Consider the following 26,078-nt stretch of genomic DNA (forward strand, 5'->3'; position numbering starts at 1 on the left):
TGATGTTGAATGCGAAGCTGCACAACGTTCGAGGAAAGAAAGAGAATTCAAAAGCAGACGGAAAGGAAGTGAATGTATGAACCGTTATTGCCATGACCGCATAGCGTTGTCGCTGAGAGGGAAATTAGCGGCACGGGATGCGCCGAAAAAGGATCAGTATTACTGATGAGCAGATAGCATGAAGGTCAGCGGCGCGGGGATGCGCCGCTGAGGTGCCAGGGTTAGATCGCTACCGGTGCCTTGATGGCGGGATGCGGATCGTAACCTTCGATCTCGAAGTCCTCGAAACGGTAATCAAACAGCGAGGCGGGCTTGCGTTTGATCACCAGCTTCGGCTGCGGACGCGGTTCGCGCGTCAGCTGCAGGCGCGCCTGCTCCAGATGGTTGCTGTAGAGGTGCGTGTCGCCCCCGGTCCAGACAAAATCCCCCGGCTCCAGATCGCACTGCTGCGCCATCATATGCACCAGCAGCGCATAGCTGGCGATATTAAACGGCAGGCCGAGGAACACATCGCAAGAGCGCTGGTAAAGCTGGCAAGAGAGTTTGCCGTCCGCGACGTAGAACTGGAAGAACGCGTGGCACGGCGCCAGCGCCATTTCGTCCAGCTCGCCGACGTTCCAGGCGGAAACGATAATCCGACGTGAATCGGGATCGTTTTTCAACTGCTCCAGCACCTTAGCCAGCTGGTCGATCTGACGACCGTCCGCCGCGCCCCAACTGCGCCACTGTTTGCCGTAGACCGGTCCGAGATCGCCATTTTCATCGGCCCACTCATCCCAGATCGAGACGTTGTTTTCTTTCAGATAAGCGATGTTGGTATCACCCTTCAGGAACCACAACAGTTCATGAATAATCGAGCGCAAATGGCAGCGCTTGGTGGTGACCAACGGAAAGCCTTCCTGCAAATTGAAACGCATCTGGTGGCCAAAAATCGACAGGGTGCCGGTTCCGGTGCGATCGTTTTTCGGCGTGCCCTCGTTCAGCACTTTGTCCATTAATGCCAGATACTGCTTCATTTTTGTTCACCTGTGTGTAGCTGCGGGCGACGACGGTACGCCCAAATCATCATGATGATGCCGGCCAGAATCATCGGAACCGACAAAATTTGCCCCATACTGATGCCGCTAAACAGCCCCAGCTGGGCGTCGGGCTGACGGAAAAACTCCACGATAATGCGGAATGCGCCGTAGCCGATCAGGAACAAGCCGGAAACGCTGCCCATCGGACGCGGCTTGCGAATAAACAGGTTGAGGATGGCAAACAGCACCACGCCTTCCAGCGCCAGTTCATACAGCTGTGAGGGATGACGCGGCAGCACGCCGTACGTTGCCAGCAGCGATTGCCACTCCGGGTGCGTAGCAACCAGCGCTACATCTTCACTGCGCGAGCCGGGAAACAGCATTGCCAGGGAGAAATCAGGCGCGACGCGGCCCCACAGTTCGCCATTAATAAAGTTGCCAAGACGGCCCGCGCCCAACCCGAACGGGATCAGCGGCGCAATAAAGTCAGCGACCTGGAAGAAGTGACGTTTGGTACGATGCGCAAACCACAGCATGACCACGATAACGCCGATTAATCCGCCGTGGAACGACATGCCGCCATCCCAGACTTTGAACAGGTAGAGCGGATTATCCAGGAACAGCGGCAGGTTATAAAACAGCACATAGCCGATACGGCCGCCCAGGAACACGCCAAGGAAGCCCGCATACAGCAGGTTTTCCACTTCCTCTTTTTTCCAGCCGCTACCGGGTTTGTTCGCACGGCGTACCGCCAGCCACATAGCAAAAATAAACCCGACCAAATACATCAGGCCATACCAGTGCAGGGAGATAGGTCCGATCGAGAAAATCACCGGATCGAATTGAGGGAAAGCCAGATAGCTATTCATCTTTCACCATTGATGTCATCCGTCCACAGGCTGGACGATGGATAGTTTACTCCTTGTACACCGCGTAATACGCAGCGCCTCTCAGCCAGGGAAAACCGGCCAGGCATGATAGCATAGCCGTTTTCTGAGGGATTCATCGAAATGTAAACGTGGATAAATGCTTAGCGTCCGCCGCGGATCAGCCCGCCCAAACCGCGTCGCTCCATAAAGGCGGCAACCTGATGTCGCACCTCGGTCGCCGTTTGCGCCTGCAGGCTGCGTTCCGCCAGCGCCAGCGCCTCTTCGTGGTCGATATGGCGCAGCAGATATTTCACGCGCGGCACGTTTTTGCCGTTCATGCTCAAATGGTGATAGCCCAACCCAATCAGCAGCGCCACGCACATCGGATCGCCCGCCATTTCACCGCACAAGCAGAGATCGATATGCGCTTCGCGCGCCGCTCTGGCAATAGACTTCAACGCCTTGAGCATCGCCGGATGCAGTGAATCGTACAGGTTAGCCACGCGGGTATTGTTGCGATCCACCGCCAGCAGATACTGCGTCAGGTCGTTGGTGCCAACCGAAACAAAGTCAACGCGTGAGGCCAGATGCGGGATCATAAACAGCATGGAAGGCACTTCGATCATAATGCCGATGCGCGGTTGCGGGATCGCGTAGCCGAGCATCTCTTCCACTTCTTTCCCGGCGCGCTCAATCAGGCGGCGCGCCTCGTCAATTTCTTCGATGCCGGTGATCATGGGCAACAAAATGCTGAGATTGCCGCTGGCGGCGTTGGCGCGCAGCATCGCCCGCACCTGCACCAGGAAAATCTCCGGCTGATCAAGCGTCAGGCGGATGCCGCGCCAGCCCAGACAAGGGTTCTCTTCGCTGATCGGCATATAGGGCAGCTGCTTGTCCGCGCCGATATCCAGCGTACGCAGCGTGACCGACTTATGCAGAAACAGCTGTAGCATGCCCTGATACTGCGCGACCTGCTCCTCTTCCGAGGGGAAGCCGTTTTGCAGCATAAACGGGATTTCAGTACGGTAGAGGCCGATGCCATCCACCCAGTTATCCATCGCCTGTTCATGCTCTGCGCTCAGGCCCGCGTTCAGCATCACCTGAATGCGCTCGCCGCTTTTCAGCCTGGCGAGCTGCTCAACGTCATCTTCCGCCAGCCGACTTAGCTCGTTTTCTTCGCTGACCAGCTGCTGATATTCCTGCACCAGCACTGGCTCAGGATCGATCAGCAGTTCGCCGCGATAGCCATCAACGATCAGTAAGCGCTTATTTAACAGCTCCGGCAGGATGTCCGCGCCCATCACCGTGGGAATGCCCATCGCCCGCACCAGGATCGCCGCATGGGAGTTGGCCGCGCCGTCACGCACCACCACGCCCGCCAGCCGCTCCTGCGGCAGCTCCGCCAGCGTGGTCGCCGTTAGCTCATCCGCCACCAGCACAAAGCGCTCCGGCCAGGCGTTAGTGCCTTGCAGCGTATCATCAAGGTGAAACAGCAGGCGCTGGCCCAGCACGCGCAGATCGCCCGCGCGTTCACGCAGGTAGTTATCCTGCAAACTGGCGAACTGGGCGGCGAATTTCTCGATCACCTTTTTCACCGCCCACTCCGCCACCGATCCGCTGTCGATCTCGGCAAACAGATCCTGTTTCAGCCGCGCGTCGGTTAACAGGTGGGAGTAGAGATCGAAAATCGCCGCGCTCTCTTTTTGCACGCTGGCGCTGAAGCGTTTGCTGTAGCGACGGAATTCGTTGCTGGCCTCGCTCATTGCCTGCGCCAGTCGCTCGCGCTCGCGCCCAACGTCCAGCGTCGAGGCGGCGGAAACATGCTCCAGCGAGGGCTGCGTGGTATCCACCCAGCCGGGCGCGACCGCCACGCCGGGCGCTGCCGCCAGCGCGCGTACGCGTTTTTGCCGGAAATGGCCAAACAGCTGGCTAACCTGAGATTGGGTAATCAGCGTGGCCAGCTGGGTGGCGAGCGTCACCAGGAAGGATTCTTCGCTTTCATCGAACTGGCGATGTTCGCGCTGTTGCACCACCAGCACGCCAAGCAGCTGGCGTCGGGTGATGATCGGCACGCCGAGGAACGAGCGGAAACGCTCTTCTTTAACCGACGGAATATATTTGAAGCTGGGGTGACTCTGCGCATCGGCCAGGTTGATCGGCTCCGCCAGCCGTCCAACCAACCCAACGATGCCTTGATCAAAGGCCAGCGTGACGATCTTGCCGCGCGGCTTTTTCAGTCCGCGCGTCGCCATCAGGTAATAGCAACGACGATCGTGATCGGCGAGATAAATGGAGCAGACTTCAGTTTCCATGGCAAAACAGATTTCGTTCACCAGGATCTCAAGCGCTTCTTCGAGGCGCGGTGCGCCCGCCACTTTCTCTACAATCTCACGCAACTGAGTCAGCATCATCAGCGTGGCTTAACCTCTTTTCCGTCGATAAGCAGGCGTATTGCGCTGCGTTGCACTCTCCTGCAATGGCATGACCACAGCGGCAAACTCTTTCATCACGCGGCGATAGACGTCGCGTTTAAAAGAGACGACCTGACGAACCGGATACCAAAAGCTGACCCAGCGCCAGCCGTCAAATTCCGGCGTGCTACTGGTTTGCATGTTGATATCGGCTTCATTGCTCATCAACTGCAGAAGAAACCACTTCTGTTTCTGGCCGATACATACCGGCTTTGTGTCCCAACGCACCAAACGTTTTGGCAACTTATAACGTAACCAGTTTCGGGTAGAGGCGAGCAGGCGCACATCTTTACGGTGCAAGCCGACTTCTTCAAAGAGTTCGCGGTACATGGCCTGTTCGGCGGTTTCTCCAGGATTAATGCCACCCTGAGGAAACTGCCAGGAGTGCTGTCCGAAACGCCGGGCCCACAATACCTGTCCCTGTCTGTTACAGATTACAATACCAACATTTGGGCGGTAGCCATCATCGTCGATCACGGGACTACCTCAAACTGAAATTCAGATGGTCTGATTGTTTCATACTCCTTACAGGCGGTAAACCACTGCTTGCGGCTGTGAATAACGCATAACAGGGGGATAACTCACAGTTTTCATCATAGTTATAAACAGCTAACGGCAGAAAAGGGCAATTTTATTCACTTTTTCTGTGGATAGCTTTGTGCAGAACATGGTAGCCGCGTGGGAAAAGCAGCAAAAGCAGCGGATTTCATTTGTCCGTTATAAATAGCTAACCTGTTTATTTTAAATAGATTAAGCGCATTATTAGCCGCATTTGCGCAGTCAATCGCACTGTTTATACCCGCAAGGATCCGCTACTGGTGAAAGATCGCCCACCGCTGATTTTATCCACAGAATATGCGATAAAGTTATGCACAAAACGGCTGCGCCCAGTAAAAATGGCCTGCGTCAAGGCTGTAAATGGAACCAGTACGGGGAAAAAAGCGAAGTTATCCCATGTTTCTGTGGATAACTGGGTGTAAGATCCTGTTCATTGCCGGTGACAATGTGGGTAAAACGCTCGCGTAATTCGATCCTGTCCAGGCGCGGCCAAATAAATTCTTAAGATTTATCATGCTATTATTCCCCGACTATTCTGCACGCCCACGTGCAGATAACCCACCTGTGCTGGGTGGCTATTTTTTGAACAGTTATTGAGAGTATTATGGATCCCTGTTTTCTCACCACGCCCCCGCCCGATGAGGCGACGTTACTGGCTCGCGCGCAGACGCTGGCTGGCTATACGCTGGATGAACTGGCGCAGCTGGCGGGCATCGCCACGCCAGCGGATTTACGTCGTGATAAAGGCTGGGTTGGCATGCTGCTGGAGATGCATCTTGGGGCCAGCGCGGGCAGCAAGCCCGAACGTGATTTCGCCCATCTTGGCGTGGAGCTGAAAACCATCCCGGTTGATGCCCAGGGCCGCCCGCTGGAAACCACCTTTGTTTGCGTGGCGCCGCTGACCGGCAATAGCGGCGTAACCTGGGAGAGCAGCCACGTACGCCATAAGCTGGCGCGGGTGTTGTGGATCCCGGTGGAAGGCGATCGGGCGATTCCTTTGGCAACGCGCCGCGTTGGCGCGCCGCTACTCTGGAGCCCGACGCCGCAGGAGGAGTCGCTGTTGCAACGCGACTGGGAAGAGCTTATGGATATGATCGTTCTGGGCCAGGTAGAGCGTATCACCGCCCGCCACGGCGAGGTGTTGCAGATCCGTCCGAAAGCGGCCAACAGTAAAGCCTTAACCGAAGGCATCGGCGAGCATGGGCAGCCGATTATGACGTTGCCACGCGGTTTTTACCTGAAGAAGAGCTTTACCGCCCCGCTGCTGGCGCGTCATTTTTTGCTGTAATCTTTTCCTGCTGGCGCTTTTTTCAGATTCCTGCGATTAATCCTGGGCAGCAAATATTTTATTACTACACTGTTTAGTTGTAATCACCACCCAGGAGAACAGAGTAAATGAAGCGGATAACCAGCGTGGCTGCCCTGACTATCGTGATGTTGTTAAGCGGCTGCAGCAGCAATTACGTGATGTCGACGAAAAATGGTCACATGATTATGACCGACGGCAAGCCGGAAATTGATAAGGAAACGGGGCTGGTTAAATATACCGATCAGGCCGGTAATGAAATGCAGATCAACGGTGATGAGATATCTTCCATCATTGAGCGCTAATCCGATATGAGCGCCGACCGTGCAGCATCCCTCGGCGCTTATCGTTAAATTGAACCGCAACTCTCCTCTTCCCCCTCTCCTCAGCGCCCGCTATAGTCGAAATGGCGCTTTAGAAATGGCAGCGCCTGCACTCTCCCCATAATGACAAAAGGAAGCCGGCAAATGCACTATCACCGTATCCCCCATAGTACGCTGGAAGTCAGCCAGCTGGGATTAGGAACCATGACGTTTGGTGAGCAAAATAGCGAAGCCGATGCCCATGCCCAGTTGGATTTAGCCGTTAATTGCGGCATTAACTTCATCGACACCGCGGAGATGTATCCCGTGCCGCCGCGCCCGGAAACCCAGGGACGCACCGAAAGCTATATCGGCAATTGGCTAAAAGCGCGCGGCAACCGTGACAAAATCGTGCTGGCCACCAAAGTCGCCGGGCCATCGCGCGGCAGTGACGCCGGTATTCGCCCGGCTCAGGTGCTGGATCGCAAAAATATTCGTGTGGCGCTGGATGCGAGCCTGAAGCGTTTGAACACCGACTATATCGATCTCTATCAGGTTCACTGGCCACAGCGTCAGACCAACTGTTTCGGCAAGCTGGGCTATCAGTATACCGATAGCAGCGTGCCGGTGACGTTGCTGGAGACGCTGGAGGCGCTGGCCGAGCAGGTGCGCGCCGGTAAGATTCGCTATATTGGCGTCTCGAATGAAACGCCGTGGGGCGTGATGCGTTATCTGCAGCTGGCGGAAAAGCATGAGCTGCCGCGTATTGTCTCGATCCAGAATCCCTATAGCCTGCTTAACCGTAGCTTTGAGGTGGGCCTGGCGGAAATTAGCCAGCATGAAGGCGTGGAGCTGCTGGCCTATTCCTGTCTCGCTTTCGGTACGCTTAGCGGTAAATATCTCAACGGCGCGCGTCCGGCTGGCGCACGCAACACGCTGTTCAGCCGCTTTACGCGTTACAGCAGTGAACAGTCGCAGCAGGCGATCGCGGAATATGTCGAGCTGGCACGCAGCCACGCGCTCGATCCGGCGCAGATGGCGCTGGCCTTTGTGCGCCAACAGCCTTTTGTCGCCAGCACGCTGCTGGGCGCGACCACGCTGGCGCAGCTGCAGAGCAATATCGATAGTTATCAGCTCACGCTCAGCAGCGAGCTGATAGAGCAGCTGGAAGCGATTCACCGTCGCTATACTTACCCCGCGCCGTAAAAAACAGCGCCGCCGTCAAAAGAGGGCGGCGCACAAGGTTACAGACGGCGGGTTGTCCGCCGTTATCTGCTATAACACGCGACGCTTTTGCGCCAGCTGCCAGCCCCAAAGCAGCGCGATGGCAAGCGTAAACAGCGCGCCAAAGCCCACTCCGGTGGCAACCGGCGGCGCGCCCAGACTAATCGCCAGCGAGTAGAGGCCCAGCATCAGCAGCATCGCGCTGTTCTCGCCCAGGTTCTGCACCGCAATGGCGTTACCCGCGCCGACCGTTTGTTTTCCGCGCTCCTGCAGCAGCGCATTAAGCGGCACCACAAAGAAACCGCCCAGCACGCCAATGACAATCAGCAAGGCGTAGGCGTTGATCTGCGTATGCTGTAGGGCAAAAAACACCACCGCCACGCCAATCAGCACGCCGGCGGGCATACAGCGCCCAACGGTTTTCAGCGTCACCAGCTTTGCCGCCGCCGCCGCGCCAAACACAATCCCAATCGCCACCATGGCATTGAGCAGCGTAGGCGTTTTGTTATCGGTGATGCCCAGCGCCACCGGCACCCACAGCACCAGCAAAAAGCGCAGCGTGACGCCAGCGCCCCAAAACAGGCTGGTGCCCACCAGCGAGAAACGCGTTTCGCCGTTGCGCCACAGCAGTTGCGCCGCCTGGAAAAAAGCGCGCGCCATCGCTCCCGGATGCCAGCTCTGACCAGGACGCGCCGCCTGCAGCTGTGGAATCAGCAGGTTCGCAGCCACCGCCAGCCCATAGGTCACCACACAGGCGATCAGCGCCGCCAGCAGGTTCCAGTCCGCCAGCACGCCGCCCGCCACCGATCCCAACAGGATCGCCGCAATCGTCGAGGCTTCCATCAGGCCGTTAGCTTTAACCAGCCGATCGCCGTCGGTGATTTCGCCCAGGATACCGTATTTGGCCGGTGAGTAAGCCGCCGCGCCGATCCCCACCAGCGCGTAACCCAGAAAAGGATTAAGCCCAAAGCAGATCACCAGCGCGCCCAACAGCTTCAGACCGTTTGCCAGCATCATCACGCGCCCTTTGGCAAAGCTATCCGCCAGCTGACCGACAAACGGGGCCAGCAGAATATAGGTGGCGACAAACACCATTTGCAGCACCGGCTGGCTCCAGTCGGGATAGCGCTGATTTTTCAGCACCGCCAGCGTGGCGAACAGCAGCGCATTATCGCCAAAAGCGGAGAAAAACTGCGCGCCGATCACCGCCAGCATGCCGCGCGACATTAATGAGGAGCTTTGAAGCGGGAGTTTCATTCTTCCACCATTTTCTTCAGTGTAACAAAGTCGGGCTTGCCGCTGCCCAGCAACGGCAGCTGTTGCAGGAAACGGATATCGCGCGGTATCGCCAGTTCTGCCGCGCCCAGTTCGCGCGCCGCCTGCTGGAGCGCATCGCGTTGCAATTCGCGGTCGGTGGTGAACAGCACCAGCGCTTCGCCGCGATTGCCGTCCGGCTTAATGGTGGCGGCGTGCTGTTTCTCCGGCGAGGCTTTCAGGGCGATCTGCTCGACCACCTCCAGAGAGACCATTTCACCGGCAATTTTGGCAAAGCGCTTCGCCCTGCCCTGAATCTCACAGAAGCCGCCTTCATCAAAGCTGACGATATCGCCGGTGTCGTACCAGCCTGGCTCCATCACGCCTTCGCCGTTGTCAGCCATCGGCGGCTCCAGCTCGCCTGGCCGTTCCACGCGCAGGTAGCCATTCATGATATTGGGCCCGCGCAGCTGTAGCCTTCCGCCCTGCTCAATGCCCGGCACCGACATCAGGCGGGAATCCATACCCGGCAGCAGACGGCCAACGGTATGCGGTTTTGCCGCCATCGGTACGTTAATCGCCACCACCGGCGCGCATTCGGTCACGCCATAGCCTTCAAGAATACGAATGCCGAAACGATCCTGATAAAGCTGGCGCACGCCTTCCTGCAGTTTCTCCGCACCGGCGACCACATAGCGCAGACGCGCAAAATCGTAAGGGTTCGCGAAGCGAGCATAGTTGCCGAGGAAGGTGGAGGTGCCAAACAGCACGGTGCAGTTACGGTCGTAGACCAGCTCCGGCACGATGCGATAGTGCAGCGGGCTGGGATATAAAAAGACCTGCGCGCCGGTAAAGAGCGGCGTAAACAGGCCAACCGTCAGGCCAAAGGCATGGAACAGCGGCAGCGAGGCCATAAAGCGATCGCGCGGGGTGAAATCGGCGACGGTACGAATCTGCTCGACGTTCGCCAGCAGGCTTTTGTGCGAATGCACCACCCCTTTCGGATTGCCTTCCGAGCCGGAGGTAAACAGCACCATCGCTGCGTCTTCTGCGCGCTGCGGCAGCATGGCGCGCCGGGGCACCAGCAGATGCGCCAGGATCCACAATTTATCGTTGCCGGTCAGGGTATCTTTCAAATCTTCCAGGAAGATCCACTTCACCTGCGGGATCCCCTGCGGCAGGTGCAACAGGTTGCCTTTCTCCAGAAACTGCCGTGAGGTAAAAACGGTTTTTATCTGTGCCGCGGCGACCGCGCTGCTCAGGCCGTTAACGCCAGCGGTATAGTTCAGCATGGCCGGAACGCGCGCGCGCAGCGTGGCACCGAAAATGGCGGCGGCAGTGACGGTGGTATTTGGCAGCAGCAGGCCGACATATTCCCCGGGCTGCGTGTAACGCTCCAGAATGCGCCCTACGCCCAGCGATTTTTTCAGCAGGCCGCTGTAGCTGTCTGGCGCAAAATTAATATCTTCAATGCAGCGCTTAAACCAGCCATAGCGAGTACGGGCGCTGAGCAACGCCTCGAACAGCGTCTCACGCGGACGCACCGCCATTCGCGCTTCCATCATAATATGATGCAGATGTTCGCCCGCCAGCGCACGACGATCGCGGGCGCGAGGCGCATCGGGCATCGGGATCAGCGTGGGCGGCAGCACCGTCAGCGTAATGCGCGGAAACAGACGCCGCTTAAAGACGCCGCCAAGACGGCCAAACGGCGTATATTCCGCCCCTTCGATGCGCATCGGCACCACGGTTGCCTGCGATTTTGCCGCCACGAAGCCCGCGCCGCTGTATACCTTCATCAGGGAACCGGTGATGGTAATGCGCCCTTCCGGGAAGATCACCACCGGTCGCCCTTCGTTCAACGTGCGCACCAGGTATTTCAACGACATCGGCCGCGTGGGGTCAAGCGGAACAAAATCCACCATCGGCTTCAGCAGCCGCATAAACCATTTATCGGTGATATCTGAATAGACGGCAAAAACCGGCTTTACCGGCAGAAACAGCGCCAGCAGCGCGCCGTCGAGAAACGAGGCGTGATTCGGCGCTATCAGCACCTTGTCTTTGCGCAGCCCGGAAAGATCGCCGCGCAGCTGCACGCGCCACAGCAGACGAAACAGAAAACGGAAAAAGGAAAAAAGCATGCCAGCTCCTTAGCAGCCGAAAAAACTGGCTATCACCATGCAGCAAAGGCACGCTGAACTCAACGCTGGCGGGTTAAAAAACCGCGCTGTTTCCGTTAGCGCGGTTTTCTTGCGGTTTAACGCGGCGCGCCGCTGACCAGCGCATCAGGGGCGATATTCATATGTTTCAGCACCGGTCCCATGATATTACCGAAGATCGGCGCGGCCACCGATCCGCCAAAGTGATCGCCTGCGGTGGGATGGTTAATCATCACCACCAGCGCCACCTGCGGATTGCTGGCCGGTGCGATGCCTGCGGTATAGTTAATGTAACCGCCATCATATTTGCCGCTGGCGCCCATCTTCTCCGCCGTACCGGTTTTGGTGGCTAACCGGTAACCCGGCACCGCGGCGCGGATCCCGGTGCCGCCCGGCAACACATCGCTCTCCAGCATATGCACCACGGTTTTTACCGTATCGGGATTAGCGACCTGTTTACCGATTACCGGCGGCGTCACTTTAGTGATGGAAAGCGGACGGTAAATGCCGTAGCTGCCCAGCGTGGCATATTCGCGGGCGATCTGCAGCGGCGTGACGCGTAATCCGTAGCCAAACGAGAACGTCGCACGTTCAATATCGGCCCAGCGCTGACGATGCAGTGGGAAATAGCCGACGCTTTCGCCAGTCAGCCCAAGACCGGTGGGTTTGCCGAGGCCGAAAGCGTGATAGGTATTCACCAGCGCTTCCGCCGGCATCGCCAGCGCAATGTGCGAAACGCCGATGTCGCTCGATTTTTGCAGAATGCCGGTCATGGTCAGGCGCGGCCAGTGGCCCACATCGCGGATCAGGTGGCCGTTAACGCGATACGGCGTGGTATCCAGCACGGAATCAGGCCGTACCAGGCCGCGCTCCAGCCCTTCCATCACCACTAACGGTTTTACCGTCGAGCCCGGTTCGAAGCTGTCATTGATCGCCACGTTACGCATTTGCGCCGGTGAGACATCCGCGTAGTTATTCGGGTTGAAAGAGGGATAAGAGGCCATACCCAGAATTTCGCCGGTATCGATCTTCACCAACACCGCCGCGCCGGAGTCCGCTTTATTCAACAGCACGCCATCGCGCAGTTTGCTGTAAAGGGTGTACTGATCGAACTTATCGATACTGAGTTGCACGGTAGGCGGCTGTTTCGGCGGCTGATAGTCGATCATCGCGATGATATTACCTTCGCGATCCTGGCGATATTTTTCCACGCCCGGCTGCCCCTGTAGCACTTTGTCGTAGCCTTTTTCCAGCCCGTTCAGGCCGCTATTATCTGCGCCGACAATGCCAATAAGCGGCGCTGCGGCCTCGCTCATGGGATAAAAACGGCTGTCGTTATAGACGCTGCTGATGCCTTTCAGATGCAGCTTGCTGATATCTTTGGCGATGCCCAGCTCGATTTTATGGCCCAGGTAAAGAAAGCGGCGATGCGGGTTAGCGGTAATTTGCTGCTGGATCTGTTCCGGGCGCTGGCTAAGGGCGCTGGCCAGATATTCCCATTTGGGGCTGGTGAAATCGGGATTGGCCTCCAGCACGCGCTGCGGATCGGCAATGATGTCGCGTGAAGGCACGCTCAGCGCCAGCGTTTCGCCATCGCGATCCAGCAAGGTGCCGCGGTTAGTGGGCAGCGTAACGGTACGTAGCGAACGCTGATCCGCTTCGTGTTCCAGCATCGGATGGTTAATTAACTGAAGATCGGCGACGCGAGCCAGCAGAACCGACAAACATCCCAGCACTCCCAGACAAATAAGGCGAAACCGAAAGGGGTTGAACGGCGCTTTGATCTGGTCTTTTCCAAGAAATTTTTGTATGCGCGGCATGGTCCATGACCTTAAAACGGGCAAAAAAAACCTGCGCATCTGCGCAGGTTGGTGTAATCAATAAACTTGTTGATGTTCACCCATCAATACCTCTGGGACGTAAAATGTACCAAGCGGCAGCGACGGACGGCTATCGATGATTCGCAACAGTTACCCGCAAAATGTAACCAGCTATGTGATTTATCAGCTATTTTGCAATGTTTGCCGCGCACGGATCTCCACCAGGCAGGACATGGCGTTTGGCCCCTGGGTCAAACGCGAGGTGCCAATATCCAGCGTCAACACATTCGGATTACCGGCGCGATCCCAGCTCTGCCAGGCACCGCCAAAGCCAGGATCGAACCAGGCGCCGGTTGAGATCACCGCCACGCCCGGCGTCAGGCCCTCGTTCAGCCGCAGCCCCGCCAGCATCATGCCACGGGCGTTAAATACCTCGATTTCATCGCCATCGCCGAGACCGCGCGCCGCTGCGTCCTGCGGATGCATCCACAGCGTTTCATGACCGGCGGTTTTGTTCGCCTGAACATCCGGCGTTGCATCAAGCTGGCTGTGCAGGCGATCGGCAGGCTGAATGGAAATCAGATGCAGCGGAAAACGCGTCGCCTGTTCGCTACCCAGCCACTCCTGCGGCGCACGCCATTCCGGGTGCCCCGCCATATCGTCCAGCTGATAATCCGCGATGCGCTGGCTGAAGAGTTCGATTTTCCCGCTGGGCGTTTTTAACGGGCTGGCCTGCGCATCGGCGCGAAAGTCGGCCATAAAAACGTAGTCGCGTTCGCTGGCTGGCACCTCGGCATAGCCACGCTGCCAGAATGTGTCAAAGGTCGGCCATTCCACGCCTTTACGCCGCTGCGCCTCGCCGCAATGCTGGTAAAGATGGGCGATCCACTGCATCTCATTACGGTTTTCGGTGAAACGCTCCCGGTAGCCGAGGCGTTCAGCGAGATCGGCAAAGATATCGAAGTCGTTACGCGCCTGATGCTGCGGCGCAATGGCCTGATGCATGGCGAAAACAAAGCGATCGCGCGAGGATCCGCCAATATCGTTACGCTCCAGGGTGGTGGTAACTGGCAATACGATATCGGCCATTTGTGCCGCTGGCGTCCAGACAATATCCTGCACAATAACCGTGTCCGGGCGCTGCCAGCCCTGCACCAGCCGGTTAAGCTGCTGATGATGATGGAACGGATTACCGCCCGCCCAGTGCATCAGATGAATATCGGGATAGCGGTGCGTTTTTCCCTGGAAAGCATAATTTTCGCCGGGTTGCAGCAGCATATCGCAGATGCGCGCCACCGGGATCGCCAGTCCAGCCGGGTTGGGGCCGGTAGGCAGCTGCGGCGCAGGCGTATCCAGCCGTGGGTTGCCCACGCTGTTCATTGAGCCATGACCAAACGAGAAGCCCGCGCCCGGCAGGCCAGGCTGCCCCAGCATGGCGGAGAGCGCAATCATCATCCAGTAAGGCTGTTCGCCGCGATGCGCGCGCTGTACTGCATAAGAACAGGTGATAAAGCTGCGTTTACCGATCAGCTGACGCGCCAGTTCGCTGATACGTTGCGCCGCGATGCCGGTGATGGCGCTGGCCCACTGCGGCGTTTTCGCTACGCCGTCGCTTTGTCCCAGCAGATAGTCCCGCAGCTGCGGATAACCGACGCAGTGGCTGTGCAGAAAGTCACGATCCGCCGCGCCGAGGCGCTCGATCTCATAGCCCAGCGCCAGCATCAGCGCGACATCGGTGTTGGGGCGAATCGCGATCCAGTCGGCATTCAGAAAGGCAGGACAATCGTCGCGCAGCGGGCTGACGTTGATGACGCGCGTGCCTTTGCGCGCCAGCTGTTCCAGCGCCGGTTTCAGGGTATGCTCGCCCGCCCCGCCCGACGCCACCTGGGAATTTTTCAGCGCGAGGCCGCCAAACGCCAGCACCACTTCCGCATGTTCAATCACGCTCGGCCAGTCGGTGACGCGACCGGTGAGCGGCATATAAGTGCCGATCACATAAGGCAGGAAAAATTGTGCCGATCCCCAGCTGTAGTTGCCCTGCTGATCCACGCCGCCACCGCCATTGAAGTAGAAGCGTCGTACCAGCGTGCGCGCATGGTTGACCCTTCCTGCCGAAGACCAGCCGTACGATCCGGTAAAGATGCCGCTGGCACCGTAACGCGCGCGGACGCGCTGGTTTTCTGCGGCAACCAGATCGAGCGCGGTTTCCCAATCCACGGCGACAAAATCTTCCCGTCCACGCAGCGTGCGATCGCTGTTTTCACGCGCTTTAAGCCAGGATCGCCGCACCATCGGCTGACGAATTCGCTTATCGGAATAGACCAGCTGCGGGATGCTTTGCAGCATCGGCGAGGGGTTGCTGTCAGCAAAAAAGGGTTCGCAACCAGTAAGTCGGCCATTTTCGGTTACGGCGGTAAACGCGCCCCAGTGGGCAAGGTGCGGTACTTTTTTGATCGTCATGGTGGGATGTGAATGCCAGCGAAAAGAACAGAGGGGCATGGTAGCTTTTCCCACTGGCAAAATAAAAGCGCAATATTCGGCGCGCTTTGCGACGAAGCTGGCATTCTGTGCGGTTGAACTTGCCACTCTTTTCCGCAACACTCTCAGTATGTGTAAACGTTTACCCCGGAAGGTTCTCTATTCATGGCTACGATAAAGGATGTCGCCAAACTGGCGGGTGTTTCTGTTGCTACCGTTTCGCGAGTTATCAATAACTCCCCCAAGGCCAGTGAGAATTCACGTCTGGCGGTGTTTAGCGCAATGGAGCAGCTGCAGTATCACCCGAATGCCAACGCGCGGGCGCTGGCTCAGCAGTCAACAGAAACCATTGGTTTGGTGGTTGGCGATGTTTCCGACCCTTTTTTCGGGGCGATGGTAAAGGCCGTTGACGAGATCGCCTGGCAAACCGGTAATTTTTTGCTGATTGGCAACGGTTACCACAACGAGGTGAAGGAGCGGCAGGCGATTGAACAGCTGATGCGGCATCGTTGCGCGGCGTTGGTGGTGCATGCCAAGAAGATCCCGGATGAGGAGCTGGAGAAACTGATGCAGCAGATGCCGGGCATGGTGTTGCTTAATCGTTCGCTGCCCGCTTTTCAGCAGCGCTGTATTGCGCTGGACGATCGCTATGGCGCGTGGCTGGCGACGCGCCATTTGATTCAGCAGGGTCACGATCAGATCGCTTATATCTGTTCCACGCATACGATTTCCGATGCCGAGGAGCGTTTGCAGGGTTATTACGATGCGTTGAGAGAGTACAGTTTGCCCTGTAACGATCGGCTGGTGGCGTTTGGCGAGCCGGATGAGGTGGGCGGCGAGCAGGCGATGACGGAGCTGTTAGGACGCGGCCGAAATTTTACTGCGGTGGCCTGTTATAACGATTCGATGGCGGCGGGCGCGTTAGCGGTGCTAAGCGATAACGGTATTCGCGTGCCGGAGGAGATGTCGTTAATGGGTTTTGATGATGTGTTGGTGTCGCGTTATGTGCGTCCGCGCCTGACGACGATTCGTTATCCGATTGTGACGATGGCGCAACAGGCCGCCGAACTGGCATTAGCGTTAGCGAATGGTCAGCCGCTACCGGAGGTGACGAATACGTTTAATCCAACGCTGGTGCGCAGGCATTCAGTGAGTTCACCCGGCTGAGGCTGAGGTGAAGGGCGGTTTGATGTGGATTAGCTTAAAGGTGGTTTGGTGCCGGTCAGTCGAGGGGTGGGCAGTTCCGGCGGGACGGCATAAACCCATCCCTGGGGCCTCCGCCCACGCCTTCCCTGGCGCGGGAGGCCCGCCTCCACTGCCCACCCCTCTCCTTCCCCCGGCTGTCCAGCTACCGTAACTTAACATCTCGAAAATAAGCTTAGAAAAGTAAAAACTACTGGTTATCTCTACCTTGCACCCGAGCGCCAGGATTAAATATTTAATCTGGACAAAAAGGTTTCCTCCTGAAAATCCTGATATATTCCATCAAATAAAAATAAGCAGCTGCCCTTTTCTACTATGCTAAATCCTTCATTACCGCATTCAATATAAACACCAACACAACCCTCTTTGATCCCTTCCAACCTGTACTCAGATATGTTAGTTATTTTTTTGCCAAGATAATTATTGAACTCAACAGCAGTTTCTACGGGATATGCAAACTCATCATCAATATCTTTGATATCCAACAGCATCGGCTCTGAATCTTCAACTGATAAGCGCAAAACACCTTCATCGATAGTTAATGACACCCAGCCAGAAGATGAAACATGGAAAAAGAATGCCAGCATCTGGCAAACCAATGCTTTCTCGATAAAAAAAGAACGGAATCTGAAACCTTTAAAATATTCATTAATCAACATATTAACCCTTTCCCAAAAAATCTTTGTGAAATTTTAGGGCTATTATTATCAGTTTCCTCTGCTACCAGCTACCCAGCGACTTTATAGTGGCCATTAACCAACTTTACAAGCTACTTTACTTTCCCAGCCTTCTATTTTAATAACTCAATATCATCAGGCAAAAACGTTAAAGCGCTCAACGCCCCCCTAAATCTCAGCAGATGGGATTACATCAACTAAGATTCTTTCAACGCATCCGATGCTTCCGCAATGACTTTTAAAAAATCATCCAAACTAAATTTCATGGCATTTTTCTCAGCTAAAATTCTGGCGTCGGCAAAAAACTCAACCTCAATATTATCAGGACCTTTATCTTTGTTTAATTGACAAAAAATTTGGTCTCTGAATGAAACCTCCACGGTGATTTCTTCATAATCAGAATCACTAAAAAAGGTTATTTCAAAATCGTCATCCATATCATTACCTCATCAACTTAGGATCTAAAAGACCAGAGAGCGACCCATCGGAGTTATAGCGCAAACCGCGCCCATCAGGTATTTTTAGATTGTAGAGTGGTTGGCAAAGTTATGAAAAATAGTTTTATCGTTTATATAAAGGGCGATATGGTGTTGGTCAGTCGAGGGAGCAAAAAGCAGGTATAGGTCTCCCCCCTTCCGCTTCGATAAGAAATCAACAAGTCTATTCATTTTTATCATTAAGCAATTTAACCCCTTGTGAAGATATACGATAATAATCCATACCGGCAGGGGTTCTGGGTATGATATCGATTAGACCTGCTTTAGATAGGTTATCTACAAGCTTTGCAACATTGCCAGCCCCAGCCATTTTTCGCTGGCTCAGAGCACGATCAAGGTTATACCAGGTCCAATTGACATCATCCCTTGAGGCCAGCAGCTTTAAAATATTCAGTTCTGTATTACTTACCATAATGGTGCATCCGGATGATAAAGTTTATCGCCAGTTATTCTATAGTCTTCGAGAGTGGCAGTATGTGTGTTATTCCACAATTCGTAAGCCTCAATGTTATCGCCAGGCCTTCCCGTTTCCCAACCTAAGTTACAGTAACGCTGAAATTCTCTGCATTCATAAGTATAGAAATTTAAATCTACCTGTTCTGGAGGGATTTCACCATCAGCGATTTTCTTTAATCTTGTCACCATAAATTCGTTTCCTGGGTCAGGATCAAAACGAGAGATATGTTTTTCTACAATAGTTATCCCTTCGTGAGTAATGGTTACCCCCTCAGTTGTTAGGTGTTCGATGGGACCACCAGCTTTTTCAGGATCAAATTGTCGTAATGTATAGGTGCCTTTAGCGCCAAATGCCTCCAGTTCATTTAAATCAGGAAACTTCATCCGTCCCATTGTCAAACCAGCGGCAACAGAAGCGCCAGCAATCAGCAGGCCTTTCGCCTGTTCAGACATCATCTGGTCGTAACCCGCAGGCGCATCGCCGCCGAGCTGCTGTGCAGCTTGCCTGAAGCCTTCAGGGTTTCTATTATAGATCCCGCCAGCCGCCAGAAGCCGTCCGGCAGCTTTGCTGTTAATGGTGCTCTGCGGAGCGGGTTGTTTAACGCCGGATGGACGACCGGGTAAAACGGTGGGACGTGGTTTACCGCCACGGCTGCTGTAGTCCCGACGAGCAACCGAGCGCTTATATTCCCGGATGACGTCCTGCGCCCCGCCGAAGTTAAATGCCCGCGGATCGCGGCAAATCAGCTCACCCTGTTCATCGATATAAAACAGCTCGCCTTTCGTCCCAGAAAAACCGCCCAGCATCACCACTTCGCCGCGATAGATCATATTTTTCAGCTTTTCCCGCTCGCGTGGTCCGTGCGGCGGCAGCTGATGGGTATAACCGTTAAAAGCGCGTTGCCGCATATTAATCAGCTGAAAACCGAAATGCATACGATCGTCAAACACATAGTTACTGTCGATTTTCGGCCAGGCAAAAACAGGCCTGATGATGTCTTGATATTTTTCCGGCGGAAGATCGTCGCGCGGCAGGTAATAAAGATCGTTTCCGGGCAGGCTGAAGCTCATACATCATATCCTTATGATGAAATTTATTGCATAACCCTTGCTGGGGACGGTTCGGATTAGAAAGATTAATTATTTTATCGTGGAGATATTTTTAGATTGTGGCGTTGTTCGCAAAATTATAACGAGTAGCTTTTATCGTTTATTTAAAGGGCGGTTTGGTGCTGGTGGCAAACAAACACCAAAGCCAGTGAGGCGGCGGCAAACAAACGCAGGAGTCAGTGAGGCGGCGGAGTAAAGCCTCCGCGTCAGGGATGACGCGGCGGAGGCCCCAGGGATGGGTTCACGCCGTCTTTACGCAGCGTCTGCCCGCCGCCGAATGGACTGCAATCACCGAAAACACCACCCAACCGCCGAACGAGCTGAAACCACCATAAACGCGATCCGCCGCCGAACGAACCACAGCCACCGTAAACGCAACCCGCCGCCGAACGAACTAAAACCCCTCCGCCGCGCTTATCACAACGCCTTGTGATACAAGCGAACCGCTACATCGGGATAATCCAACGCATCGCCAATATAGCGCCAGCCAAACCGCTCATAATAATCCGCGCACAGCGCATACAGATAAAGATCGGTAAAACCCTGGTCACGACACCAGCCTTCCGCATACGCCTGCAACGCCGCGCTCAGCCCGCTGCCGCGCGCGCTTTCATCAACGTATAACGCCGCCAGCCACGGAAAAAGATCCTGACGACTAATTAAATCACAACGCCAAACGCCCACCGTCCCTACCGGCCGATCGCCCTCCAGCGCCACAAACGTCTGCGGGAAATCTGCGCCGCGCACGCTACTCTCTATCACGCTGGCGAAAAAATTCTGGCTCTGCTCATCGCCAAACGCGCGCCACAGCCACGACACCAGCTGCGGCTGACAGTGCGGCACCTCAGACAAAGCAACAATACGCCAGCGGCTCATACCAGCTTCCCCTGAAAAATCGGCACTGATTCAAACAGATACCCATCGAAATCGGGCGCATCCGCATCCGACAGCTCCATCAGCGTATTCTTCACATTCTCCAGATGCTGCCACATCCCCTGCCAGGCACCCATCACATCGCGCCGCCGTAGCGCCGCCAGAATCGTCTGATGGTCGCTCAGCCACTTCAAACGGTAACTGCGCGTCTCAATATGCCTGCGCAGCTGCTGCCACAGCGGATTATTTTCATGATGCCGCCAGATACTTTTTACCGTATCCATCAGCATCTGATTCTGCGTCGCGCCGGCCAATAACAGATGAAACAAACGATCGTTATCCTGACTGGTATCATCCAGGGCGATGGCGCGCTGCTCCTGCTCCAGCGTACGACGCAGATTCTCAATATCCGCTTTGGTCGCCATGCGCGCAGCGAAAGCAGCAATATTACTCTCCAGCAATTGACGCGCCTGTAACATCTCAAACGGCCCCACATCACTGCGGAAAAACGCCTCTTCCTCATCGCTGCTGGCGCTGGGAATCCGCATCACATACACGCCCGAACTTTGCCGAATATCAACCGTGCCCTCCAGCTCCAGCATCAGCAACGCCTCGCGGACGATAGTTCGGCTCACGCCCCAGGTCTCAGCAAGATTACGCTCCGGCGGCAGTCGTGAGCCAACCGGATAGAGCCCGGCAACGATCTGCTGGCGCAAATGCTCGCCAATTTCCTGATATTGCTTTCTCTCTTGCGGCGCTGCGCCCTTATCCACTTCATCACCCTTCGCCCGTTGACCACGCCATCCCGTAGCGCCTGATTAAACGGTAACAACAGATGGCAACACCCGGCTAGTTTATCAAAGCCAGCGCCTGATCGAGTACCTTTGCACCATTTAACGTGCCATACGCCAGCGTATCGATCACCGCCAGCGGAACCCGATGAGGCTCGGTCAGCTTACGGTTTTCCTCCAGCTTAAAACGCACCTGCGGTCCCAGCAGCACCACGGCCACCTCACCGGCATGGTTTTCCAGCTCCTCGCGCAAATTTTGCTCCGGAATAGCGTAAATTTCATAGCTCAGGCCACGCGCCGCCGCCTCTTTCTCCATGCGCGTTACCACCATTGATGTTGACATGCCTGCCGCGCAGGCCAGTACGATACGTTTCATTTGCCGCTCCTTACCTGGGTTGATCGTTCAGCGTCAGGGTCAGCTGGCCGCTGGCGCGCAGCTGGCGAAACCAGTGCGCTGATTTCTTCATGCGCCGCTGGCGCTGATGGTCTAAATCGATTTCAATCAGGCCATAGCGATTTTTAAAGGCGTTCATCGGCGAAACGTTATCGGTAAACGCCCACAGCATATAACCCTGACAGTTACTGCCCGCTTCGCGCGCCAGCAGCGCCTGATACAGGTGCTCGGCGATAAAAGCGATGCGGTAATCATCCTGAATCTCGCCCTGCGTATCGCGAAAGCGCGCTTCGTTCTCAATACCCATGCCGTTCTCGGCAATAAACCACGGGAAATTGTCATACTCATCGCGCATGCGCCGGGCGATATCCGCCACGATGCGCGGCTCAATCTCCCAGCCGCGCGACGGGTTCATGCGCCGTCCCGGCAGCTCAAAATGGTCATAGTAATAAGCGGGATGAAACGGCGTCTCCGCATGCCAGGCGCGCGACGGCGCTTTAACCCGATGCGGATAATAGAGATTCAGCCCGACTTCATCGACGCGCTGCGCGGCAATCAGCGCTAAATCTTCCTCGCTGTATTCCCACGCCACCTGATGCTGCGCTAACAGCTGCAACAGCGCTGGCGGATATTCCCCTCTGATCGCCGGATCGAGAAACACCCGGTTATAGAACAGGTCATACATCTCTGCGGCTTTTTGGTCGTGCGGCGCGCTGGAGCGCGGCCAGGTCACTTCCGGGTTCAAAATCGTACCGATGGTGCCCGCCCAACCACCGGCGCGAAACAGCGCCACCACCCGCGCGGTAGCCAGGTTTTTATGGTGATTCCACTGCATCCAGGTGCCGGTGCTTTGGTGGTAAGGCCAGCGCAGCGCGTCGAGGTAGAGGCGGGTTTGCACCACAATCGGTTCGTTAAATACAAACCAGCGCTTCACCCGATGGGCATAGCGGGCAAACACTTTCTCCGCATAGCGGACAAACAGGTCCACCACCTTTTTCGCGCCCCAGCCGCCATATTTCTCCAGCAGGACCGCCGGTAATTCGTAATGCTCCAGGCAGAGCATCGGCTCAATATTGTTGGCCGCCATCTCATCCAACAGGCGGTCGTAGTAGCTGGCATACTCTTCATCCACTTCCGCCGTTTCGTAATTCAGCAGAAAGCGCGACCAGTTAATCGATGTGCGGTAGTGCGTTAATCCGCAGGCTTTCATTAACGCCACATCTTCCTGATAACGATTGATAAAATCAGTTGCCACCGCCGGGCCGTAGCCGTTATGCCAGACATGACGATCCTGCTGATACCAGGCGTCCAGATAAGAGTCCTGCCCCGCCTTTTTGCCATGCCAGCCTTCGGTTTGCCAGGCGGAAGCCGCCGCGCCCAGAATAAAATCGGGCGGAATATCAATGGTGACTTTGCTCATTTCTACTCCTTAAGGCTGCGCCAGTTCCGGCTGCTGTAGGGCTTTCGCCTCAGCGGCTTCGGCACGACGCGCGGCGATTTTCACAAACGGCAGATAGATCAGCACTGAAACCACAATGCACACCAGCTGGGTAACCACCGCGCCCATTGAACCGGCGGTAGAAAGCCAGGCGTTAATGATTGGCGGCGTGGTCCAGGGCACCATCACCACCGCTTTCCCGGCAAAGCCCATCAGCGTGGCAAAATAGCCAATGGTGCCGGTTACCAGCGGGGTAATAATGAACGGGATCGCCAGAATCGGGTTCAGCATAATCGGCATGCCGAAAATCACCGGCTCGTTGATATTAAACAGCCCCGGCCCAAACGAAAGCTTGGCGATTTCCCGCATCTCTTTGCGTTTGGTCGCCAGCATTACCGCCGTCAACAGGCCGATGGTTAATCCTGAGCCGCCGATGCTCATATAGACATCCCAAAACGGCATGGTGATGATATTCGGCGCTTCGATTCCCTGCTCAAAGGCGTTCATATTCACCAGAATCGCCCCCAGCAGCAGCGGCTCGCGGATCGGTTTAATCATCTGATTGCCATGAATGCCGATTACCCAGAACAGCTGGGCGACAAACATCAGCAGCAAAATGCCCCACAGGCTCTGCACCACCGATTCCAGCGGCTGCTGCACCACGCGGTAGACCGCGTCGTAGAGGTACATGCCGCTGACCTGATGGAAAATAAAACCGAAAGTGGCAATAGCCGACACGGTAATGATCGCCGGGATCAGCGCGGAAAAAGAGGCCGAAACGTTTGGCGGTACGGTATCGGGCATTTTGATTTTTAGCCGTTCGACATTTTCCAGCCGACAGTAAATCTCTACCGATAAGATGGCGATAAACATGCCGAGAAACAGGCTTTTGGTGTCGGAAAACTGTTTCGCCAGCACATCCGTCACCAGCCGCATCTGCCCATCAACCATCATTTCCAGCGTGGTGGGCGTAACGGCGATAAAGCAGATCACCGCCAGCAGGCCAGGAAACAGCGTTCTGATGCCGTTGATTCTGCCCAGCTCAATGCCGATTAAAAATACCGCGCCGATATTCAGAAAGCTCAGCGTGGCATAGTTAATACTGGTGGTGATCGGTTTGAGTTCGGCAAGGAAAGCGAGCGCCTGAAAACTGGCGAGACCGTTTTTCGCATCCAGCACCATATTTGAAATCAGCACCGAAAACGCGCCGACGATAATCACCGGCATCAGGGTAATAAAAGAGGCTTTGATCGCCATAATGTAGCGATAGCTGTTAAAGCGCGTGGCGAAGCTCCCCAGCGAGTCAATCAATCGATCCTGTAGAGACATAAGCAACCCCTCAGGGTAAATGAGTAATCGTCCTGGTGTGACAACCCAACCCTTCCCTGATATGGCATACCAAAATTAGCGGAATCGGCGCTTTTTTCTGTGAGCTTTAGCGCAGTTCGCTTATTTGGTATTCCAATAAGATGATTAACTCAAATCTGGTATACCAATAGTTGGGGTGAGTATGGATTTTGAACAAATCGTTATGGAATTGCTGATTAACGCTGGCGAAGCGCGATCGCACGCGATGAGCGCCATTCAATCAGCCCGTAAGCGTGAATGGCAGCAGGCGGACGAAGCGCTGGCCGCCTCGGCGGAAGCCTCTAAAGCGGCGCATCGTATTCAAACGCAGCTGATCGGTGCTGATGAGGGTGAAGGGAAACTGCCGGTGACCTTGATCCTGGTACATGCGCAGGATCATCTGATGAATGCCATGCTGTGCCGGGATTTGGCAGAAGAGATTGTGCTGCTGCGTAAAGAGCTGCTGGCCTGAATCGCCGCCGTTCCTGTAACGCAGCAGGAACGGCGGGCGGATTATTGCTCCAGCGCCAGCAATTCTTCAATGGTCTGGCGACGGCGAATTTCACGCGCCGCGCCGCCATCAAACAGCACTTCCGGGATCAGCGGGCGGCTGTTGTAATTGGATGACATGGAGGCGCCATATGCGCCGGTATCGTGGAACACCAGATAATCGCCTGGCGCCGTTACCGGAAGCAGACGCGTTTCAACCTGTCCGCCTTCCAGCTGGGTAAACACGTCGCCCGATTCGCATAGCGGCCCCGCCACTACCGTTTCGCGTTGCTCTCTCTGCGCGGCAGCGTTATCTGCTGCAAGCAGCGAAATATGATGATAGCTGCCGTACATCGACGGGCGCATTAAATCGCTGAAGCCCGCATCCACCAACACAAAGTGGCGGCTGCCCATCTCTTTTACCGCCCGTACCTGCGCCACCAGCACGCCCGCTTCCGCCGCCAGAAAGCGTCCCGGCTCGATCTCTAATTTCACCGCATGGCCCAGATGTGCGGCAATACGTTGGCGCGCGTTATGCCACAGGCTGAAATAGTGTTGCGTATCGATCGCCTCTTCGCCGTAACGATAGGGAATCGACAGGCCGCCGCCAGCAGAGATGGCGCTAATATCACAACCCAGCGCGATCACCTGGCTGACCATGGCATCGCATACCTGTTCCAGATGGGCATAATCGACCCCCGAACCGATATGCATATGAATACCGACCAATTGCAGGTTGTATTGATCGATAGCCTGTAGCGCCTGCGGCAAATCATCATGCCAGATGCCGTGCTTGCTGTTTTCGCCGCCGGTATTGGTTTTTTGACTGTGCCCGTGACCAAAGCCCGGATTCACGCGCAGCCAGACCGGATGGCCGGGCGCACGTTCGCCCAGCTGATGCAGCATATCCACCGATCCGGCATTAACCGGAATGCGTAGCTCGGCGATGCGCGCCAGCGTCGGTTTATCCAGCAGGTCGGCGGTAAACACGATCTCATCGCCGCCCGCCACATAGCCCGCCGCCAGCGCACGCTCGATTTCGCCCAGCGAAACCGAATCCACTTTCACCCCTGCTTCACGCATCAGACGCAAAATATGAATATTCGAGCAGGCTTTTTGCGCAAAGCGCACCACGTCAAACTGCTGTAGCTGGGCGATGCGCTGGCGAATAATATCGGCATCGTAGGCCCAGAACGGGCCATCATAGCGTTCAGTCAGCGGCAGCAGGTTAGCGGCGTTCAGGGCGGTATCAGAATGGTTAAGCGGGCGCGGCATCAGGATTCTCCTTACTCTTTTGCCTATTACGCCATAGCGCGCTTCATGTGAAAAATATCTGTTTCTGC

23 protein-coding genes are annotated in these 26,078 nt (G+C 55.7%); 5 read left to right on the plus strand and 18 right to left on the minus strand.

The features are described from left to right. Positions 1-221: 221 nt before the first annotated feature. The 4 genes from thyA to rppH all read right to left on the minus strand — a co-directional run bounded on the left by thyA (position 222) and on the right by rppH (position 4,836). Positions 222-1,016, minus strand: coding sequence for a thymidylate synthase (gene thyA, locus J2X14_RS15040; RefSeq protein WP_352411985.1), 795 nt, complete (start codon positions 1,014-1,016; stop codon positions 222-224). Further along, positions 1,013-1,888, minus strand: coding sequence for a prolipoprotein diacylglyceryl transferase (gene lgt, locus J2X14_RS15045; RefSeq protein WP_352411986.1), 876 nt, complete (start codon positions 1,886-1,888; stop codon positions 1,013-1,015). Before lgt ends, thyA begins: the two co-directional genes overlap by 4 nt. A 161-nt stretch (positions 1,889-2,049) precedes the next feature. Next, positions 2,050-4,296 carry a phosphoenolpyruvate--protein phosphotransferase gene (ptsP, locus tag J2X14_RS15050; protein ID WP_352412182.1) on the minus strand — a complete coding sequence of 749 codons (2,247 nt, stop codon included), beginning with the start codon at positions 4,294-4,296 and terminating at the stop codon, positions 2,050-2,052. Positions 4,297-4,308: 12 nt separating this feature from the next. Further along, a complete protein-coding gene (gene rppH, locus J2X14_RS15055; RefSeq protein ID WP_352411987.1) occupies positions 4,309-4,836 on the minus strand; it encodes an RNA pyrophosphohydrolase in 528 nt (175 codons plus the stop codon). Positions 4,837-5,521: 685 nt separating this feature from the next. Here rppH and mutH point away from each other — a divergent pair. The 3 genes from mutH (at position 5,522) to J2X14_RS15070 (ending at position 7,731) form a co-directional block, all read left to right on the plus strand. Continuing rightward, positions 5,522-6,205, plus strand: a complete 684-nt coding sequence (gene mutH, locus J2X14_RS15060) for a DNA mismatch repair endonuclease MutH (protein ID WP_352411988.1) — start codon at positions 5,522-5,524, stop codon at positions 6,203-6,205. A 107-nt stretch (positions 6,206-6,312) separates the two neighbouring features. Then, positions 6,313-6,528 carry a YgdI/YgdR family lipoprotein gene (locus J2X14_RS15065; RefSeq protein ID WP_352411989.1) on the plus strand — a complete coding sequence of 72 codons (216 nt, stop codon included), beginning with the start codon at positions 6,313-6,315 and terminating at the stop codon, positions 6,526-6,528. Between the two features lie 162 nt (positions 6,529-6,690). Next, positions 6,691-7,731 carry an NADP(H)-dependent aldo-keto reductase gene (locus tag J2X14_RS15070; protein ID WP_352411990.1) on the plus strand — a complete coding sequence of 347 codons (1,041 nt, stop codon included), beginning with the start codon at positions 6,691-6,693 and terminating at the stop codon, positions 7,729-7,731. Between the two features lie 69 nt (positions 7,732-7,800). Here the strand turns inward: J2X14_RS15070 and lplT are convergent, their stop codons facing one another. From lplT to J2X14_RS15090, 4 genes are all read right to left on the minus strand, one after another. Beyond that, on the minus strand, positions 7,801-9,006 hold the full coding sequence (gene lplT / locus J2X14_RS15075) for a lysophospholipid transporter LplT (protein ID WP_352411991.1): 1,206 nt from the start codon (positions 9,004-9,006) through the stop codon (positions 7,801-7,803). Next, positions 9,003-11,144 (minus strand): bifunctional acyl-ACP--phospholipid O-acyltransferase/long-chain-fatty-acid--ACP ligase, encoded by a 2,142-nt coding sequence (aas, locus tag J2X14_RS15080; protein ID WP_352411992.1) that lies wholly within the window; start codon positions 11,142-11,144, stop codon positions 9,003-9,005. Before aas ends, lplT begins: the two co-directional genes overlap by 4 nt. Before the next feature lie 116 nt (positions 11,145-11,260). Next, positions 11,261-12,982, minus strand: a complete 1,722-nt coding sequence (locus tag J2X14_RS15085) for a penicillin-binding transpeptidase domain-containing protein (RefSeq protein ID WP_352411993.1) — start codon at positions 12,980-12,982, stop codon at positions 11,261-11,263. A 183-nt stretch (positions 12,983-13,165) separates the two neighbouring features. Continuing rightward, a complete protein-coding gene (locus J2X14_RS15090; RefSeq protein ID WP_352411994.1) occupies positions 13,166-15,442 on the minus strand; it encodes a molybdopterin guanine dinucleotide-containing S/N-oxide reductase in 2,277 nt (758 codons plus the stop codon). Between the two features lie 183 nt (positions 15,443-15,625). Between J2X14_RS15090 and galR the strand changes: the two genes are divergently transcribed. After that, positions 15,626-16,627, plus strand: coding sequence for an HTH-type transcriptional regulator GalR (galR, locus tag J2X14_RS15095; RefSeq protein WP_352411995.1), 1,002 nt, complete (start codon positions 15,626-15,628; stop codon positions 16,625-16,627). Between the two features lie 263 nt (positions 16,628-16,890). Here the strand turns inward: galR and J2X14_RS15100 are convergent, their stop codons facing one another. The 9 genes from J2X14_RS15100 to J2X14_RS15140 form a co-directional block, all read right to left on the minus strand. Then, positions 16,891-17,322 (minus strand): hypothetical protein, encoded by a 432-nt coding sequence (locus J2X14_RS15100; protein WP_352411996.1) that lies wholly within the window; start codon positions 17,320-17,322, stop codon positions 16,891-16,893. Positions 17,323-17,537: 215 nt separating this feature from the next. Continuing rightward, positions 17,538-17,777 (minus strand): hypothetical protein, encoded by a 240-nt coding sequence (locus J2X14_RS15105; RefSeq protein WP_352411997.1) that lies wholly within the window; start codon positions 17,775-17,777, stop codon positions 17,538-17,540. A gap of 223 nt (positions 17,778-18,000) precedes the next feature. Further along, positions 18,001-18,249 carry a hypothetical protein gene (locus J2X14_RS15110; RefSeq protein WP_352411998.1) on the minus strand — a complete coding sequence of 83 codons (249 nt, stop codon included), beginning with the start codon at positions 18,247-18,249 and terminating at the stop codon, positions 18,001-18,003. Continuing rightward, positions 18,243-19,364, minus strand: a complete 1,122-nt coding sequence (locus J2X14_RS15115) for a DUF8093 domain-containing protein (RefSeq protein WP_352411999.1) — start codon at positions 19,362-19,364, stop codon at positions 18,243-18,245. Before J2X14_RS15115 ends, J2X14_RS15110 begins: the two co-directional genes overlap by 7 nt. 456 nt (positions 19,365-19,820) lie before the next feature. After that, on the minus strand, positions 19,821-20,279 hold the full coding sequence (locus J2X14_RS15120) for a GNAT family N-acetyltransferase (RefSeq protein ID WP_352412000.1): 459 nt from the start codon (positions 20,277-20,279) through the stop codon (positions 19,821-19,823). Then, positions 20,276-21,049 carry an FCD domain-containing protein gene (locus tag J2X14_RS15125; RefSeq protein WP_249892155.1) on the minus strand — a complete coding sequence of 258 codons (774 nt, stop codon included), beginning with the start codon at positions 21,047-21,049 and terminating at the stop codon, positions 20,276-20,278. The genes J2X14_RS15120 and J2X14_RS15125 overlap by 4 nt, the downstream gene beginning before the upstream one ends. A 76-nt stretch (positions 21,050-21,125) precedes the next feature. Then, a complete protein-coding gene (locus J2X14_RS15130; RefSeq protein WP_352412001.1) occupies positions 21,126-21,443 on the minus strand; it encodes a PTS sugar transporter subunit IIB in 318 nt (105 codons plus the stop codon). A 10-nt stretch (positions 21,444-21,453) separates the two neighbouring features. Then, the gene (locus tag J2X14_RS15135) at positions 21,454-22,881 is read right to left on the minus strand and encodes a glycoside hydrolase family 1 protein (RefSeq protein ID WP_352412002.1); all 1,428 of its coding nucleotides are present in this window, start codon (positions 22,879-22,881) and stop codon (positions 21,454-21,456) included. Between the two features lie 9 nt (positions 22,882-22,890). Next, positions 22,891-24,228: a PTS sugar transporter subunit IIC gene (locus J2X14_RS15140; protein ID WP_352412003.1), complete on the minus strand. Its 1,338-nt coding sequence runs from the start codon at positions 24,226-24,228 to the stop codon at positions 22,891-22,893. A gap of 181 nt (positions 24,229-24,409) precedes the next feature. Here J2X14_RS15140 and J2X14_RS15145 point away from each other — a divergent pair, with 181 nt between their 5' ends. Beyond that, positions 24,410-24,718 (plus strand): PTS lactose/cellobiose transporter subunit IIA, encoded by a 309-nt coding sequence (locus tag J2X14_RS15145; RefSeq protein WP_352412004.1) that lies wholly within the window; start codon positions 24,410-24,412, stop codon positions 24,716-24,718. A 41-nt stretch (positions 24,719-24,759) separates the two neighbouring features. Here the strand turns inward: J2X14_RS15145 and lysA are convergent, their stop codons facing one another. Then, positions 24,760-26,010 (minus strand): diaminopimelate decarboxylase, encoded by a 1,251-nt coding sequence (gene lysA, locus J2X14_RS15150; protein WP_352412005.1) that lies wholly within the window; start codon positions 26,008-26,010, stop codon positions 24,760-24,762. Positions 26,011-26,078: the final 68 nt, after the last annotated feature.

It is taken from the genome of Mixta sp. BE291 (assembly GCF_031457955.1).
In the GTDB taxonomy this organism is placed as follows: Bacteria; Pseudomonadota; Gammaproteobacteria; order Enterobacterales; family Enterobacteriaceae; genus Mixta.

What these genes read in the sequence shown, in the direction of transcription:
- J2X14_RS15090 (WP_352411994.1), bottom strand. Translation starts at nt 15,442, where the DNA reads ATGACGATCAAAAAAGTACCGCACCTTGCCCACTGGGGCGCGTTTACC.
- lplT (WP_352411991.1), bottom strand. Translation starts at nt 9,006, where the DNA reads ATGAAACTCCCGCTTCAAAGCTCCTCATTAATGTCGCGCGGCATGCTG.
- J2X14_RS15140 (WP_352412003.1), bottom strand. Translation starts at nt 24,228, where the DNA reads ATGTCTCTACAGGATCGATTGATTGACTCGCTGGGGAGCTTCGCCACG.
- mutH (WP_352411988.1), top strand. Translation starts at nt 5,522, where the DNA reads ATGGATCCCTGTTTTCTCACCACGCCCCCGCCCGATGAGGCGACGTTA.
- aas (WP_352411992.1), bottom strand. Translation starts at nt 11,144, where the DNA reads ATGCTTTTTTCCTTTTTCCGTTTTCTGTTTCGTCTGCTGTGGCGCGTG.
- lysA (WP_352412005.1), bottom strand. Translation starts at nt 26,010, where the DNA reads ATGCCGCGCCCGCTTAACCATTCTGATACCGCCCTGAACGCCGCTAAC.
- J2X14_RS15070 (WP_352411990.1), top strand. Translation starts at nt 6,691, where the DNA reads ATGCACTATCACCGTATCCCCCATAGTACGCTGGAAGTCAGCCAGCTG.
- galR (WP_352411995.1), top strand. Translation starts at nt 15,626, where the DNA reads ATGGCTACGATAAAGGATGTCGCCAAACTGGCGGGTGTTTCTGTTGCT.
- J2X14_RS15120 (WP_352412000.1), bottom strand. Translation starts at nt 20,279, where the DNA reads ATGAGCCGCTGGCGTATTGTTGCTTTGTCTGAGGTGCCGCACTGTCAG.
- thyA (WP_352411985.1), bottom strand. Translation starts at nt 1,016, where the DNA reads ATGAAGCAGTATCTGGCATTAATGGACAAAGTGCTGAACGAGGGCACG.
- J2X14_RS15065 (WP_352411989.1), top strand. Translation starts at nt 6,313, where the DNA reads ATGAAGCGGATAACCAGCGTGGCTGCCCTGACTATCGTGATGTTGTTA.
- J2X14_RS15110 (WP_352411998.1), bottom strand. Translation starts at nt 18,249, where the DNA reads ATGGTAAGTAATACAGAACTGAATATTTTAAAGCTGCTGGCCTCAAGG.
- J2X14_RS15105 (WP_352411997.1), bottom strand. Translation starts at nt 17,777, where the DNA reads ATGGATGACGATTTTGAAATAACCTTTTTTAGTGATTCTGATTATGAA.
- J2X14_RS15145 (WP_352412004.1), top strand. Translation starts at nt 24,410, where the DNA reads ATGGATTTTGAACAAATCGTTATGGAATTGCTGATTAACGCTGGCGAA.
- J2X14_RS15135 (WP_352412002.1), bottom strand. Translation starts at nt 22,881, where the DNA reads ATGAGCAAAGTCACCATTGATATTCCGCCCGATTTTATTCTGGGCGCG.
- ptsP (WP_352412182.1), bottom strand. Translation starts at nt 4,296, where the DNA reads ATGCTGACTCAGTTGCGTGAGATTGTAGAGAAAGTGGCGGGCGCACCG.
- J2X14_RS15085 (WP_352411993.1), bottom strand. Translation starts at nt 12,982, where the DNA reads ATGCCGCGCATACAAAAATTTCTTGGAAAAGACCAGATCAAAGCGCCG.
- J2X14_RS15130 (WP_352412001.1), bottom strand. Translation starts at nt 21,443, where the DNA reads ATGAAACGTATCGTACTGGCCTGCGCGGCAGGCATGTCAACATCAATG.
- lgt (WP_352411986.1), bottom strand. Translation starts at nt 1,888, where the DNA reads ATGAATAGCTATCTGGCTTTCCCTCAATTCGATCCGGTGATTTTCTCG.
- J2X14_RS15100 (WP_352411996.1), bottom strand. Translation starts at nt 17,322, where the DNA reads ATGTTGATTAATGAATATTTTAAAGGTTTCAGATTCCGTTCTTTTTTT.
- J2X14_RS15115 (WP_352411999.1), bottom strand. Translation starts at nt 19,364, where the DNA reads ATGAGCTTCAGCCTGCCCGGAAACGATCTTTATTACCTGCCGCGCGAC.